This window comes from Luteibacter yeojuensis (assembly GCF_011742875.1).
In the GTDB taxonomy this organism is placed as follows: domain Bacteria; phylum Pseudomonadota; class Gammaproteobacteria; order Xanthomonadales; family Rhodanobacteraceae; genus Luteibacter; species Luteibacter yeojuensis.
On the sequence record NZ_JAAQTL010000001.1, the window covers coordinates 3187584 to 3203825 of the forward strand.

General features: G+C 67.2%; 7 protein-coding genes. 4 read left to right on the plus strand and 3 right to left on the minus strand.

Annotated features, from left to right (window positions below; translation table 11 throughout):
- Window positions 1–88: 88 nt before the first annotated feature.
- Both HBF32_RS14425 and HBF32_RS14430 read right to left on the minus strand, forming a co-directional pair.
- Window positions 89–1117 carry a LacI family DNA-binding transcriptional regulator gene (locus tag HBF32_RS14425; protein WP_166700294.1) on the minus strand — a complete coding sequence of 343 codons (1029 nt, stop codon included), beginning with the start codon at window positions 1115–1117 and terminating at the stop codon, window positions 89–91.
- Between the two features lie 65 nt (window positions 1118–1182).
- Window positions 1183–2472 (minus strand): sugar MFS transporter, encoded by a 1290-nt coding sequence (locus HBF32_RS14430; protein WP_166700295.1) that lies wholly within the window; start codon window positions 2470–2472, stop codon window positions 1183–1185.
- A gap of 350 nt (window positions 2473–2822) precedes the next feature.
- On the opposite strand from HBF32_RS14430, the gene glk reads away from it, so the two are divergent.
- From glk to HBF32_RS14445, 3 genes are all read left to right on the plus strand, one after another.
- Window positions 2823–3848, plus strand: coding sequence for a glucokinase (gene glk / locus HBF32_RS14435; protein WP_338039786.1), 1026 nt, complete (start codon window positions 2823–2825; stop codon window positions 3846–3848).
- Between the two features lie 82 nt (window positions 3849–3930).
- Window positions 3931–6663, plus strand: a complete 2733-nt coding sequence (locus tag HBF32_RS14440) for a TonB-dependent receptor (RefSeq protein WP_166700296.1) — start codon at window positions 3931–3933, stop codon at window positions 6661–6663.
- A gap of 293 nt (window positions 6664–6956) precedes the next feature.
- Entirely contained in the window at window positions 6957–9233 is a 2277-nt protein-coding gene (locus tag HBF32_RS14445; RefSeq protein ID WP_166700297.1) for a family 20 glycosylhydrolase, read from the plus strand.
- A gap of 84 nt (window positions 9234–9317) precedes the next feature.
- Here HBF32_RS14445 and HBF32_RS14450 read toward each other — a convergent pair whose 3' ends face one another.
- On the minus strand, window positions 9318–13607 hold the full coding sequence (locus HBF32_RS14450; RefSeq protein WP_166700298.1) for a DEAD/DEAH box helicase: 4290 nt from the start codon (window positions 13605–13607) through the stop codon (window positions 9318–9320).
- Window positions 13608–13753: 146 nt separating this feature from the next.
- On the opposite strand from HBF32_RS14450, the gene HBF32_RS14455 reads away from it, so the two are divergent.
- The gene (locus HBF32_RS14455) at window positions 13754–15964 is read left to right on the plus strand and encodes a glycoside hydrolase family 3 protein (protein ID WP_240147998.1); all 2211 of its coding nucleotides are present in this window, start codon (window positions 13754–13756) and stop codon (window positions 15962–15964) included.
- Window positions 15965–16242 lie beyond the last annotated feature (278 nt).

Below are 16242 nucleotides of genomic sequence, written 5' to 3' on the forward strand. Positions count from 1 at the left end.
AGCCAACGGAGCACTGAAGCGGCGAGAGCGATCCTGCCGCGATATCGCGAGGTTTCCTCGCCGCTATAGCGGCTCCTACATTCGCAGGTCAGCGGCGCCGCGGGGCGGTCGAGCCGCGCACCACCAGGTCGGGGCTGAAGCCCTCGTTCTCGATGACGTGGTCGTCGCCCTCGCGCTCGAGTTCAGCGATCAGCCGCTGCGCCGCGTGGCGGCCGATTTCCTCGGTGTTCTGCCGGGCGGTGGTGAGGGCGGGCCAGGATTGCTTTGAGAAGGGACTGTCCTCGAAACCCGCGATGGACAGCTCCCACGGCACGTCGACGCCGCCCGAACGCGCGGCGGCCAGCACGCCGGCGGCGATTTCGTCGTTGGAGCCGAAGATTGCCGTCGGCGGCTCCTTCAGGGCGAGCAGCTTGCGCGCGCCACGGAAGCCATCGTCGAAGGAATAGTCGCCCTCGACCACCAGGCGCTTGTCCACGGCGATGCCGTACGCGCGCAGGGCATCTTCGTAACCCTGGTAACGCTCGGGGCTGGAGCGATGCTCCTTGCCGCCCCAGAGGAAGCCGATGCGGTGATGACCGAGCTGTATCAGGTGTTCGGTGATCGCATAGGCCGCGTCGCGGTCGTCGACGAACACGCAGGGCCAGCCGTCCTTCGGGTCCTGCCGCGCGGAGATGATCCGCACGAAAGGCACCTTCTGCTCGGTCAGCGCGGTCAGCAGGCGGGGCTGTTCGGACATGGGCGGGCAGAGCACCAGGCCGGCGAGGCGGTTGCGCCGGACCAGGTCGGCCAGCTGGTCGGCCAGCTTCGGCGCCGACGAGTCGCAGGGATGGATCTGCAGACCGAACCCGCGCTCGCGGCACACCGAGAGCACGCCGTTCTGCATGGCGATGACGTAGTGCGCGTTCGGATTGTCGTAGACGAGCCCGAGGGCATAAGTGCGGGCGCTGCGCAGGCTGCGCGCGGCCTGGTCGGGCTGGTAGTCCAGCGCTTCGATGGCGCGCTGAACCTTGTCCCGGGTGCGGGCGTGAACCGACGGCTCGTGGTTGATCACACGCGAGACGGTCTTCAGCGAGACACCGGCCCGCTCGGCAACGTCCTTGATGGTAGGACTACGCAATCTACGACCCCTATTGGCAGGACGGCCATCCTAGCGGATGGCCGTCGTGGCGCGAAGATGGGAACTCAGTCCCGGGCGTGCTGCCCGACCCGGTGCCCCGCCGCGCCGTAGTACAGGATGTACAGGTAGCAGGGAACCATGAGACAGAGGAACACGCCCTGGAAGTCGAAGTGCTGCTTGAGGTGCGCGAACAGCACCGGAATCACGGCGCCGCCGGCGATACCCATGATGAGGAAGGCCGAGCCGAACTCGGTGAGGCGGCCCAGGCCCTTGATGGCGAGCGGGAAGATCGCCGGCCACATCATGGCGTTGGCGAAGCCCAGCGCGGCCACGAAGGCCACCGACACGTAGCCGGTCGTGACATAGGTGCCGATCGAGAACACGACGCCGAGGATCGCGGAGAAGGCGAGGTAACGCTGCTGGGAGACGAACTTCGGGATCAGCAACAGGCCCGCCACGTAACCGATCAGCATGGCGATCAGCGTATACGAGGTGAAGTGGCTGGTTTCGGCGGGCGACATGCCGAAGCCCTGGCCGTAGGTGCCGATGGCGTCGCCGGCCATCACCTCGACGCCGACGTAGACGAACAGGCAGAGCACGCCCAGCCAGAGGTGCGGGAAGCTGAAGAGGCTGCCCTTGTCGTGGCCGATGGCGCGTTCGGAGTTGTCGCTGGACGGCTTGATCTCCGGCAGCGAGGAACGCACGACCCAGATCGCGAGCACGACGAGCAGGCCGGCCATCACCATGTACGGCAGGTGCACCTTGGAGGCGAAGGAGGCGAGCAGCGCGTCCTTTTCCGCCGGCGACGCCGCCGCGGCGATCTGCTTGTCGAGGCCGTCGATATTGCTCATCACCAGCGCGCCGAAGACGAACGGCGCCAGCGCCCCGGCCACCTTGTTGCAGATGCCCATGAAGGCGATGCGCTGCGCGCCGCTCTCGATCGGACCGAGGATGGAAATGTACGGATTGGAAGCCGTCTGCAGCAGCGAAAGGCCGGCACCGATGACGAACAGGCCGGTGAGCGCGCCCGGATAGACGCGCATGGTGACGAACTGGCCGAACATCGCCGCGCCGATCGCCATGACGAAGAGGCCGAGGCCCATGCCCTTCTTCATGCCCGTCTTCCTGAGGATGAAGGAGGAGGGCAGGGCGAGGAAGAAGTACGACAGGTAGAAGGCCATCGGCACCAGGAACGCGTTCACGTCGTCGAGGTTGAAGGCCAGTTTGACGAAGGTGATCAGGGGCCCGTTGAGCCACGTGACGAAGCCGAAGATAAAGAACAGGACGCCGATGATGATCATCGGGACCAGGCTGGAATGGCGCGCCTCGTTGACCGCGGCCGTGGTGGACGACATGGATGCTCCCCTCTCGCAGGGGCCGTACGTGCCCCGATCCGCCCCTTTATCGGCTTCCCTGCCCAACGTTGTCAATCGCGCGGCTGCCGGGGCGCGTGACCTCCGGCAGGGCCGGTCACTTTCGATGCCGCGCCGCGTCAAGCGCGCCACCCACCCCGCTTTGGCCGTATATCGCGCCACGACAAGCGCTTACGCGACGGACCGCCGAGCGGCGTCGCAAACGTTTCCTGTTGCAGCGCGTTATGGAATGCCGGCTGTCTTGGCCATTTGTCCTGTTGACAACGTTGTCATCCGAGCCAAGACTCGCCGCCATAACGGGGTCGTCACAAAGTTTCGAAGAGGGGCGGGGCGTGATCGAATCGGCCAAACAGCGGGAAGTGCTGCGTGCGTCGCGAGCGGAGGCGTTCCTCGCCGCCGACGTGGGCGGTACGCATGCCCGCATCGGCCTGGTCCGCGTGGCCGACGCATCCTCGACGATCGATGTGCTCCGCTACGAGCGTTATGCCTGCGCCGAGTGGCCCAGCCTGACCGCCGTGCTCCAGGACTTCGTCGGGCGGCTGGATGGTCAGGTGGCGATCGCGCACTGCGCCGTGGCCAGCGCCGGTTACGTGGTGGGCGACGCCATCGTCAACGAAAACCTCCCATGGCCCGTGTCGATCGGCGACATCCGCCAGACACTGGGTCTTTCCGGCCTCGCCGTAGTCAACGACTTCGAAGCCGTGGCCTACGCCTGCCAGTTCCTGCAGCGCCATGAAACGGCGCCGATCATCGAGACGGACGCCGCGCCCGCCGAAGGCCCGATCCTCGTGATGGGCCCCGGCACCGGGCTGGGCTCCGCGGTATTGCTGCCGGGCCGCCCGCACGCGACCGTGCTGCCGACCGAGGCCGGACAGATCTCGCTGGCACCGGGCAATGCGCGCGAGGTCGCCATCCTCGGCGAGCTGGCCCGCGACCGCGACTACGTTTCCTACGAGACCGCGCTTTCCGGGCCGGGCCTCGTCAATCTCTATCGTGCCATTTCCAGGCTGCGCGGCAGTGCCGCGACGCTGGCCGAACCCGCCGCCGTCACCGGCGCCGCCCTCGACGGCAGCGACATCGCCGCGTCGGAAGCGCTGGACGTGTTCTGCGGGTTGCTCGGCAGCTTCGTCGGCGACCTCGCCATGCTCTATGGCGCCCGCGGCGGCGTGTACCTGGCGGGGGGCATCCTCCCCCAGGTCCGCGAACGCCTGCTCGCCAGCAGCTTCGCCACCAGGTTCTTCAACAAGGGCGTCATGCGCGCCTTTCTCCAGCAAGTGCCGGTACGTCTGATGGACCACGGACAGTTGGGTGTGATCGGTGCCGCCGGTCTCTACCTGCACGGTTCGACCGCTCATTGAAGAGCGGGAAAGGAACGCAGGCTTAGTTCATAGAGCGGGCCGCAAGGCCTATATCCGATACATCCTCTGAGGGGAGGACACCATGTCGCATCGTAGAAACCTGCTGACGGCGAGCATCATCGCCGGGCTCTGTTGTTTCACCGGCACCGTGGCCGCACAGGACACGGCCGCGCCGGCGAAACCGCAGACTGCCCAGGAAAAGGCCGACGCCGCCAAGGCGGCCCAGCTCGAGGGCATCACCGTCACCGGCATCCGCGCCAGTCTCGAGAAGTCGCTCGACACCAAGCGCAACGCCGACGCCGTCGTCGAGGCGGTCACCGCCGAAGACATCGGCAAGTTCCCGAACACCAACGTCGCCGAGGCGATGACGCAGATCCCGGGCGTGGTGATCGACCGCCAGTTCGGCCAGGGCGACCGCGTGTCCATCGACGGCACGGACCCCAGCCTCAACCTCACCTTCCTCAACGGCCAGCCGATCTCGCAGACGCCGTGGCAGTACGGCGCGCAGCCCAACCGCGGCTTCGACTTCACCATGCTCGCGCCGGAAATCATCGGCCGGCTGGAGGTCTACAAGTCGCCCGAGGCGCGCCTGCCGGAAGGCAGCCTTGGCGGTACGGTGCTGCTGCACACGTTGCAACCGCTCGATCTGCCGGCGAATACCATCCGTGGCTCCTTCGGCCTTAACTACAACGACCAGGCTTCGGCGGGTGCGCGCCCTTCGGGCTCGGTGCTCTACAGCTGGAAGAATGTTTCGAATACCTTCGGCCTGATCGCGTCGTTGCAGCACTACGAAGAGAAAATCGACCGGCAGGGCATCGAGATATTTGGCTATAACCCTGTGTCCGATTACATTAAGAGCCCGTATGTCGCCGCGGGCATCGCTAATGGCACGCTCGATCCGAATGCCAAGGTGCCGGACGAAGTAAACGCGGCGTGGTTCCAGCAAAAGCGCAAGCGTGATACGGCAACGCTCGGTTTTCAGATTCATCCAACCGATAACTGGGACATCGATCTCAATTCGCTGTTTATCCGCGAGAATTTCGACAACTGGAACCAGTCGCTTTATCCCTTCACCCACCAACCCGATGCACGCGGCAACATCACCAGCTTCAATACCGGCCCGGACGGCGTCGTTACCAGCGGCCACGTCTGCGGCAACGACAACCCGGGTTGTCCCGCGATTGCCCAAGGCACGTTCGACAGCAATATCCGCAAGTCGGTCGTGCGCACATCGGCGTTCGATTTCAAGTCGACCTACCGTGGTGAGGGCTGGAGCCTGGGTGGCGCGGCTGGCTACAGCAAGGCCATCAATGATCGCATTTCGCAGGCGGTGATCGAACCGAACTATGCGGGCGGCTACAGCTGGGATATCCGTCACGGCTTCGAATTCGACAATCCGGCCGCAGCGCGCGATCCGGCCAACTGGCATATCGGCGATGCGCCGGGACTCGGCGGCTGGCCCGGCAACTATGGCGAATACAACGCACACTCCCGCGACACATATGGCCAGCTCGACTTCAGCAAGGACTTCGACAGTTTCTTCAACCAGCTCCAGGTGGGATACCGCTGGAATCGCCACGAAGAAGCCATGAATGCCCACGTCTACGGGCCCAACGGCGCCATCTCGCTCTCCGATCTTGGAACCGGAGGCTACACCGATCTCGGCGGGCTCGGTCTGTGGGACAGTGCCGCAAGCCACATCATGCCGGATCGTGACGCGCAGTACGCGTGGGTGCGCTCGACCAATGGCGGGAACGAGGATCCAGGAACGTTTCTCAATGGCACGTACAAGATCATCGAAAAGACCAATGCCGCATATGCCCAGTTCAACTTCGCCGGTGGCGACTGGCACGGCAACGTGGGCGTCCGCTATGTCGATACCAAGACCGACGGTTATGGCTACAACTATCTCGGCAAGCCTGTGCTTCCGCCTCCGTCCGGAACGTATGTGAAGTCGGCACAGACCACGAGAAACTGGCTGCCCTCGCTCAACGTGGCCTACGATCTGGCCGAGGATGTGCTGCTCCGCTTTGCCGCCGCGAAAGTGATGGCCCGCGCGCCGTACAACATGCAGGTCAACAATCTGTTCCTCAACGACACCCAGCTCACGGGTGCCGGTGGCAATTCGGGCATCAAACCATATAAGTCGAAGAACTTCTCGCTGTCGGGAGAGTGGTATTTCGCACCGCAGTCGTACCTGGCCCTCACGGGGTTCTACAAGAAGGTGGACGACTACGTCTTTATGGACGTCGTGAAGGAGCAGCATTTCAATTCCGCCACTTCGACCGACCCTGCGACCTTCGCCGCCCAACTTGCAGCCGGTCTGTGTACCGCCGACGGCTATTGCACCTACGACATCAGCCGTCCCGAAAACGTCGGCTCGGGCAAGATAAAGGGTGGAAGCCTCAGCTATCAGCAGTCGTTCGGCGAAACCGGCTTCGGTGTCACCGCAAACTATACCTATGCAAAGGGCACGCTCGATGCGGGCGGTGCATTGCCGTACAACTCGAAGAACGCGTATTCCGTTAGCCCGTTCTATGAGAAAGGCCCCTTCAGCTTCCGCATCAACTATAACTGGCGCAGCAAATACCTCGCCGGTGGCTACGTGGCGGGTGCGCCGCCGGCCACGACTGAAGACTACGCCGACCTAGGCGCCACGCTGGGCTGGAAGCTCAACGAGCAGGTCTCGTTCACCCTCGCGGGCATGAACCTCACCAACGAGGAATACAAACAGTACATCGGCGTGAAGTCGATGCCCGTCGCACGCTACACCACCGGTCGCCGCTACATGGCCTCGGTGCACTTCGACCTCTGATAAGCGTCATGGATGAGCGGCCACGGACGGCCGCAAACGCACTCCTCGAATCTCCATTCCCCTCGGGCCCGTCAATTCCTCGACCGGGCCCGCTTTTTTTCGAACCTGTGGGAGCCGCAGTCTTCCTGTAGGAGCCGCTATAGCGGCGAGGAAAGCTGCCTCGCCGCTTCATCGCTCCGTGGGCTTCTCGCCGCTATAGCGGCTCCTACAATTCGGCAGCCCCCTCGCCGCTATAGCGGCTCCTACAGGGAAACTGCACAATCGACCGACCGCCGACAGAACAGGAACCCTCGATGCGCCGACTCCTCCTTCTCGCGATGGCCGCCGGCCTGAGCGCCTGCGCCACCCAACCGAAGCAAGCAGCCGGTCCCGTCGACACTGTTCCTCTTTCGCTCATCCCGATGCCCGCGCAGGTGCTGCGCGTGCCGGGACATTTCAAGCTGGATGCCGCCACGACGATCGTGGTCGCGCCCGGCGATACGCAGGCGAGGCGCGTCGCCGGACAGCTGCAAGCCTGGATACGGCAGGCGCGCGGCTTCGCGCCCGCGATCGTGGAGGGCAAGGCGGCCAGTGGCGGCATCGCCCTCGCGACGCAGGCCGGGATCAAGGGCCGCGAAGCGTATACGCTCGACGTCGGCGGCGACGGCGTGCGCATCGCGGCGAACGATGAAACCGGCCTGTTCTACGGCGCGGTCACCTACTGGCAGCTGTTGACCGATCCCGCCGCGCGCAACGGTGTGCCGGGCCTGCATATCGTGGATGCGCCTCGCTTCGAGTGGCGCGGCCTGATGCTCGACTCCAGCCGCCACTTCCAGTCGGTGAACGAGATCGAGCACCTGCTCGACCAGATGGCGATGCACAAGCTCAACACCTTCCACTGGCACCTCACCGACGACCAGGGCTGGCGCCTGCAGATCGAGAAGTACCCGAAGCTCACGCAGACGGGCGCGTGCCGCAAGGCGGTGGGTCCGGATGCCGCGCTCACCGGCGGTGCGGACAAGCCGTACTGCGGCTTCTACACGCAGGAAGAAGCGAAACAGATCGTCGCCTATGCCGCGGAGAGACATATCACCGTGGTGCCGGAAATCGAGATGCCTGGCCACGCGCAGGCCGCGGTCGCCTCGTACCCGAAGTTCGGTGCCGGCGGGAAGAAGCTGGCGGTTTCCTCCGACTGGGGCGTGAACACCGCGCTCTACAACGTCGACGATGGCACCTTCACGTTCCTGCAGGACGTGCTCGACGAGGTCATGGACATTTTCCCGTCCACGTATATCCACGTCGGCGGCGACGAGGCCGCGAAGGATGAATGGGAGCGGTCGAAGGCGGTGCAGGCGAAGATGAAGTCGCTGGGTATCGACGACGAGGAGAAGATGCAGGGCTGGTTCATCGCGCGCATCGGCGATTACCTGGAGAAACACGGCAGGCGACTGATCGGCTGGGACGAGATCCTCGACGGCAAGGTGCCGGCCAGCGCCACGGTGATGTCGTGGCGCGGGACCGACGGTGCCATCAAGGCCGCGAACGCGGGGCACGACGTCGTGCTGGCACCGTCGCCGACGCTGTACCTCGATCGCCTGCAATCGACGCTGCCCGACGAGCCGCCGGGCCGGCCGTCGGGGCAGACGATGAAGACCATCTACGATTTCGATCCGGTGCCGGCCGACATCGCGCCCGACAATGCGCAGCATGTGCTCGGCGCCGAAGTGACGGTATTCACCGAGTACCTCCCGAACTGGTATCGCACGCAACATGCGATCTTTCCGCGCATTGCCGCGCTGGCGGAGCGGACCTGGTCGCCGAAGGCCGACTGGAACGGCTTCCTCTCGCGCATTCCCGTGCAGATGTCGCGCTATCGGGCCGCGGGCATCGTGCCCTCCGACGGCGCGTTCGCCGTGGCCATCGCGGCGGAGCCGGCCGGCAACGACACGGCGAAGGTCACGCTGTCGAACCAGACCGGCTACGGCAAGCTGCGTTACACGACGGATGGCTCCGCGCCGACCGCGCAGTCCACGGCGTACGGAGGCCCGTTCGACGTGACCTTGCCCACGACGGTGCGGGCGAACGCCTTCGACGGCGGCTTCGGGCTGGCGGGTCCGCGCGATCGCGCGATCGACGCGAAGTCCCTGCTACGGCGTAGCAGCGACGAACTCGACACGTGCAGCGACAAGCTCGTGCTCAGGCTGGAATCCCCGCGCGCGGTGAACGGCCAGCGTCCTGTGTACAAGGTGGACATCATGGACACCTGCTGGATGTGGAAAGGCGTGAAGCTCGACGGCCGCTACGGCGTCGCGGTGACCGTCGACCGCCTGCCGTTCAATTACGCGCTGTGGAAGGATGCCAAGGGCGTCGTCTCGCGCAAGGCGCGTTCCGCGGCCGGCGAACTGGAAGTGCGTCAGGACACCTGCGACGGTCCGAAGTTGACCACGATCCCGTTGGCGAAGGCGAAGGACGGCCGCGCGACGCTCGACGGCATCCTGCCCAAGCGCGAAGGCACGCACGACCTGTGTTTCGTGATCACCGGGAAGCCGGGGCCGAAGATGTGGGTGTTGGGCGAGGTGCAGCTACGCTAGCCCACTGTAGGAGCCGCTATAGCGGCGAGAAGCCCATGAAGCGATGAAGCGGCGAGGCAGGTCCCCTCGCCGCCATAGCGGCTCCTACAGCGTTGCGGAGGCCCGCATATCCGCCTTGCGTTGCAAGGCCGAGCGCGCCTCGCGCTCGTCGTCGCCTTCCAGCGGCACCAGCGTCACGAACTTGCCGGCGACCATTGCCGCCAGCGGCACGCCGTCGCGGATCGCGATGCGGTTACCGAGGGTGGAGGGCACCTTCGCGCCGGACATGACGGTGCCGACCAGGTTCAGCGGATCGGTGCCGGCGATGCAGACGATCTCGCCATCGTGCGCGCGATGACGGATCTGCCGCAGCGCGGGCAACGCCTCCGGCAGCGCGAATTGTTCGCCGACGAGCCCGTCCACGAAGCGGCCGCCGCGGATCTCGCCGCGCGCCTCGAGCCGGTGGTAGACGCGGCGCAGGTCGCGCCAGGGCGGCAACCAGGCAGCCTCGCGCTCCAGGATCCGCCAGCTCACCACGCCGTACCGACGCAGCAGCGTGCGCGCGATGTGCTCCAGGCCGTCCGCGTCGTTGCGCTGTTCGCTCGGACGCCGTGCCAGCGACCAGCGGCCCGCATCCTCGATACCGCTCAGCATGTGGCGCCGTGTGCGGCGGTGACGGCTGCCGTTGCGCTTCGATGCAGGCAAGAGCAGCGCGCGCAATCCGGCGAAGCTGTCCGCGGTCACCCGGCCGGCGGCCACGAGTTCGCCGAGGGCGTCCTCGAGTTCCGTGCGCAGCAGGCGCGTGGCGGACGCCAGTTCGTCGAAGAACGAGGCGCCTTCGTCGCGCAGTACGTCCGCGACCGCCTCGGCACGCGAGGACAGCGATACCTCCCCGGCCGCGACCGGTGCCGCCGCCGACCATATGGGCAGCTGACGACGCGGCAGCAGCACGATGGGCGTCGCGCGGACAGGGCCGCCGCTGCCGGAACCCAGGCGCAGGCGACTCCACACGACGCGTCCGGCGCGGCAGAGATCGTCGAGCCAGCCGATCCCGTAATCGTTGACACGTGCCGGGAGCAGTTCCGACTCCCACGCACCGGCTGCCGCCTCGTAGCCTTCCAGTTGGGCGATCACGCCGGCCAGTGCGTCCGGACCCGATACCTGGGTGGCGTGCGTCACGTGCTGCCAGTCGAGCAGGAAGCGGTAGAAGTCGCGGCGCGTCACCGGCTCGATCTCGCGGCGCAAGCGGCCGATGGTGTAGCGGTGGATGCGCGCCAGGAGGTGCCGTTCGCACCATTCGGTTTCCGTCACGCCCGGCGAGAACGGACCGCGCATGACGTAGCCCTCGGTCTCGAGCGCGGTCAACGCCAGGCCGACATCGGCCCCGGACACGCCCAGCGCCGTCGCGATCGCCGCCGCGGGTACCGGGCCAAGACCGCCGAGCCGGCCGCGGACGATGTCCACCAGGGCCGATTCGACCGTCCATGCCTGCGCCTCGAACTCCGCCGGAGCCGCGATCGCCGGAGCCATCGAAAGCCCGGGACGGATCGCGCGCCATGCCGGCAGGCGCTCGGCGGCCACCCAGACAGGCGCCGCCGAATCGCTCCCCAGCAGGGTCGCGCGCGCGTCCCTGGACAACGTCTCGAGCAGCGTCGCCCAGCCCGGGTTGTCGCGCACCTCGCCGGGTGTGACCGCGCCGAGCTGGAGCAGGGCCTCGTGCATCTCGTCGGCGCTGCGCGCCTCCGGCCATGCCTCGCCCCGCACCGCGTCGATCGCTTCCGCATCGAGGCGGCCGAGGTCGTCGGCACTTTCCGCCTCGTTCCAGCGACGCGACTGCACGGCGTGCGTGCGACGTTCCTCGAGCGGGGCGTCGTCGAGGAAGGTGTAGGGCGCGGCGCTCAACACCTCGGCCGCCAGCGGCGAGGGGGTGGCGAGATCGCGCGCGACCATCGCGATGGTCCCGGATTCCAGGCCGCGCAGCACATCCAGCAGGCCTTCGCAGTCCAGCGCCTCGTGCAGGCAGTCGTCGAGGGTCTGCCGTACCAGCGGGTGATCGGGCACCTCGCGCTCGCCCACGAGGTTCTCCGCGCATGCCACCTGATCCGGGAACACGGTGGCGAGGAGGTCCTCGCTCTTCATGCGCTGGAGCGGCGGCGGCACCTTCTTGCCGCCGTTGAAGCGGGGCAGGGCCAGCGCGGTGGTGGCGTTCCAGCGCCAGCGCACGCCGAACAGGGGCGCATCGAGCAAGGCCTGGATCAAGACGTGTTCGGCCGAATGGGAATGCAGGTAACGCGCGACCTCCTCCAGCGGGAAGCTGTGGCTGGTGGACAGCGACAGCACGATCGCGTCCTCCGTGGCCGCGGCTTGCAGTTCGAAGTTGAACTTGCGGCAGAAGCGCTTGCGCAAGGCCAGGCCCCAGGCGCGGTTGATCCGGCTGCCGAACGGTGTGTGGATGATGAGCTGGGTGCCGCCGGATTCGTCGAAGAAGCGCTCCATCACCAGCGTCTCGCGCGTGGGCAACGCGCCGAGCGCGGCATGGGCGCGGAAGAGGTAGTCGACGATCTGCTCGGCCGCGGCCTTCGCCAGCCCCAGCTCGCCCGTGAGGTGCGCGAGCGCCGCCTCGCGACCGCCGGCGGAGAGGGCCGCCGCGACCTCGGTACGCAGGCGCGACACGCCGAGCGACAACTCGTTCGTCCGTCCCGGCGCCTCGCCCAGCCAGAACGGAAGGTTCGGCGGCGCGCCCTGGGCGTCCTCCACGCGCAGGCCGCCCATCTCCACGCGCAGGATGCGATAGGAGCGGTTGCCGAGCTGGAAGACGTCGCCCGCGAGACTTTCGATGGCGAAATCCTCGTTGACCGTGCCGATGAGGGTCGCCTGCGGTTCGAGCAGCACGTTGTAGTCGCCGGTGTCGGGAATGGTGCCGCCCGAAGTCACGGCCGTGAGGCGCGCGCCGCGCCGCTCGCGCAGGCGGCGGTTCACGGCGTCGCGGTGGATGTATGAACCGCGCGGGCCCACGCGCGTGGTGAAACCGTCGGCCAGCATGCGTACGCTCTCGTCGAAGGTCTCGCGCGTCAGTCGACGGTAAGGGTATGCGCGGCGCATGAGATCGTAGAGCGCGTCCTCGTCCCATTCCTGGCACGCCACTTCGGCGACGATCTGCTGGGCCAGGACATCGAGCGGTGCCTCGGGGACGACGAGCGTGTCCAGCTCGCCGCGCCTCACGCAGTCGAGCAGGGCGGCGCATTCGACGAGATCGTCGCGCGAGGTGGGGAACAGGCGCGCCTTCGGTGTGCCGCCCACGGCGTGGCCCGCGCGTCCCGCGCGTTGCAGGAAGGCCGCGATCGAACGCGGCGAGGCGATCTGGCAGACGAGGTCCACGTCGCCGATGTCGATGCCCAGTTCCAGCGACGCCGTGGCGACCAGCGCGCGCAGTTCGCCGCGTTTCAGGCGCTGCTCCGCGTCCAGGCGCTGTTCGCGCGAGAGGCTGCCATGGTGCGCGGTGACCGCGTCCTTGCCGAGCCGCTCGGACAGGTGTCGCGCGGCGCGCTCCGCCATGCGCCGCGTGTTCACGAAGACCAGCGTGGTCCGATGTTCCTCCACCAGGTTGGCGAGCCGGTTGTAGACCAGCTCCCACATGTCGTTCGACATGACCGCCTCGAGCGGCACCGGCAGCACCTCGAGTGCGAGGTCGCGACGGCGCGCATGGCCGATGTCGACGATCGCGCAATCCTCGCGTTCGCCGCCGGTCAGGAAGGCGGCCACCTTCTCGATGGGTTTCTGCGTGGCGGACAGGCCGATGCGCGTGATCCGCCGCTGCGCGATGGCCTCCAGGCGCTCCAGCGACAGCGCGAGGTGGCTGCCGCGCTTGCTGGCGGCCACCGCGTGGATCTCGTCGACGATCACCTCGCGGATGTCGCGCAGGATCGCGCGCCCGGATTCCGAACCGAGCAGCACGTACAACGATTCGGGCGTGGTGACGAGGATGTGCGGCGGCCGGCGTTTCATCCTTTCGCGCTCGGACGACGGCGTGTCGCCGGTGCGCACCGCGGTGCGGATCTCGAGGTCCGGCAGGCCCTGCTCGCGCAGTTGCGCGCGGATGCCCGCCAGCGGCGCCTCCAGGTTGATCCGGATGTCGTTCGACAGCGCCTTGAGCGGCGATACGTAGAGGATCGTGGTGCGATCGGGCAGGCCGCCCCGCTCGACGCCCTCGCGCACGAGCGCGTCGATGGCCGACAGGAACGCCGTGAGGGTCTTGCCCGAGCCGGTCGGCGCGGCGACGAGCGTATGCCGCCCCGACCGGATGGCCGGCCATGCGGCCACCTGCGCCTCGGTGGGCGCGGAAAACGCGCTGGCGAACCAGGCGGCGACGGCGGGATGGAAGGCGGCGAGCGGCATCGACTTTTGTGAATTCGTTGAATCACTTAAGTGGGGGCTGGCGGCCCCGGTGGCAAGCAAGGCTACTCCCTCACGGTCTCGTGGGTTGCGATAAAAGCGGGACTTGGCGAAGGTGTGTGCCTTTCTCACCGGATCGAGACGTGACCATGCCCCCTATCGCCCGTCGCAGCGCCCTCGCCCTCGCCCTCGCCCTCGCCACCGGGCTTGCCGGCTCCGTCCAGGCGGCGCCACCCGCCGAACGTCCCTGGATGGACCGCTCGCTCTCGCCGGATCGCCGCGCCGAACTGATCGTCGCGGCGATGACCGACGACGAGAAATTCCGGATGATCCGCGCCGATTTCGGCCAGGTGAAGGAGAAGGGCCCGAATCCGCCGGGCGCGCTGAACGGCGCCGGCTTCATCCCGGCGATACCGCGCCTCGGCCTGCCCGTGCTCAACGAGACCGACGCCGGGCTCGGCGTGACCCGCGACGGTAACGACGGGCTGGGCGCCATCTCGCTGCCGGCCGGCCTTGCCACGGCGGCCAGCTTCGATCCGGCCGTGGCCCACGCCGGCGGACGCATGATCGGCGGCGAGGCTCGCGGCAAGGGATATGGCGTGCTCCTCGCCGGCGGCGTCAACCTCACCCGCGATCCGCGCAACGGCCGCAATTTCGAATATGCCGGCGAAGACCCGGTGCTCGCCGGCACGATCGTCGGCGCGACCGTCAAGGGCGTGCAGGAACGCAAGGTGGTCGCCACGGTGAAGCACTTCGTCATCAACGACCTCGAATCGGGCCGCAACACGCTCAGTTCGGATATCGATCCCGTCGCGCTGCGCGAGTCCGACCTGCTGGCGTTCCAGCTCGCGATCGCCAAGGGCGACCCCGGCTCCGTCATGTCGTCGTACAACCGGATCAACGGCACGTATGCGGGTGAGCACGACTGGCTGCTCAACCAGGTCCTGAAGCAGGAATGGGGTTTCAAGGGTTACGTCATGTCCGACTGGGGCGGCGTGCACAGCGGCGCCAAGGCGGCACTCGCCGGCCTCGACCAGGAGTCCGCCGGTGAGTTCTTCGACAAGGAGGTGTACTTCGACAAGCCGCTGCGCGCCGCCTATGCGTCCGGCGAGTTCCCGAAGGCGCGGCTCGACGACATGGTGAAGCGCATCATGCGCAGCCTGTTCGCGCACGGCGTGATCGACGAACCGTTGAAGAAGAGCAAGGTGCCGTACGAGGCCGATCGCATCGTGGCGCGCGATGCGCTCGAGGCGGGCGCGGTGCTCCTGCGCAACGAAGGCGGGCTGTTGCCGTTGTCGGCGAAGCAGTCGGTCGCGGTCATCGGCGGGCATGCCGACAAGGGCGTATTCGCCGGCGGCGGTTCCTCGCTGGTGACGGACGTGGCGGGGGATCCGGTGCCGGGCCTCGAGCCGCAGAAGTGGCCCGGCCCGATGAAGTACCACGCGTCGGCACCCCTCGGCTTCATGCAGAAGCTCGGCGGCAAGGTGAGCTTCGATCCGGGTACCGATCCCGCGGCGGCGGCGAAGGCCGCGGCCGGCGCGGACGTGGCGGTGGTCTTCGTGACCAAGTGGGCGGCGGAGTCGTTCGATGCGCCCGACCTCGCCCTGCCCGACGGCCAGGACGCGCTTGTCGAAGCCGTAGCCAAAGCGAATCCGAAGACGGTGGTGATCCTCGAAACCAACGGGCCGGTGAAGATGCCGTGGCTGGCACATGTCGGCGCGGCGATGGAGGCCTGGTATCCGGGGTCGGGTGGCGGTGACGCCATCGCGCGACTGCTGTATGGCGTCGCGGCTCCCTCGGGCCGCCTGCCGCTGAGCTGGCCGAAGGACGAATCGCAGCTGCCGCGCGCGACCATCCAGGGCGCGGGGCTGTATGCGAAGGCGAAGCCGGCCGACAACGTCGACTACGACATCGAAGGCGCCGACGTCGGCTACCGCTGGTTCGAAAAGACGAAGCGCGAACCGCTGTTCCCGTTCGGCTACGGCCTCACGTATACGAACTTCGCCTATAGCGACTTCGCGGTGGACAAGGACGCGAAGGGCCGTCCCGTCGCCCACGTCACCGTGAAGAACACCGGCAAGGCCGCCGGCGCCGACGTGCCGCAGATCTACGTCACGGCTCCCGGCGCCGCCACGCGTCGCCTGGCCGGCTGGTCGAAGGTCGCACTGAAGCCCGGCGCAAGCCGCCGGGTCGACATCCCGCTGGAGCCGCTCGCCCTCGCGCGCTACGACGATAAAGCCGGAGGCTGGCATGTCGCGGCGGGGAGCTACGCGATAAAGCTCGCACGCTCCGCGTCCGACGTGGTCGAGGAGACGAACGTGACCCTTGGCGAAAGCTTCCCGGTAGTGAAGGCCCCGTAATCGCGTCCTGCCAGCCAAAAAAACATGGCCCTCGCGCTCACGCGGAGGGCCATGGCGACCGTCCCTGGGGTCCAGTGGCCTGAGCCACCCTACGCGGCCCGGCAAAGCCGGCGCAGCGTCATCGCCGATGAAGGGGGGATCGATCCTGAAGCTAAGGGACGGACGGCATCCTGCCGTCGGATCGGTCACCGGCGATTGCTTGGCCTCGCCCAGGTGACCGGGCGGGGCTGGACCTCATCTTGCGTAGGTCGGCCGCCGGCGGATATAGGAGGATTCTT

Coding starts and splice junctions, on each gene's coding strand:
- HBF32_RS14430 (WP_166700295.1), bottom strand. CDS start 2,472: ATGTCGTCCACCACGGCCGCGGTCAACGAGGCGCGCCATTCCAGCCTG.
- HBF32_RS14440 (WP_166700296.1), top strand. CDS start 3,931: ATGTCGCATCGTAGAAACCTGCTGACGGCGAGCATCATCGCCGGGCTC.
- HBF32_RS14445 (WP_166700297.1), top strand. CDS start 6,957: ATGCGCCGACTCCTCCTTCTCGCGATGGCCGCCGGCCTGAGCGCCTGC.
- HBF32_RS14450 (WP_166700298.1), bottom strand. CDS start 13,607: ATGCCGCTCGCCGCCTTCCATCCCGCCGTCGCCGCCTGGTTCGCCAGC.
- HBF32_RS14455 (WP_240147998.1), top strand. CDS start 13,754: ATGCCCCCTATCGCCCGTCGCAGCGCCCTCGCCCTCGCCCTCGCCCTC.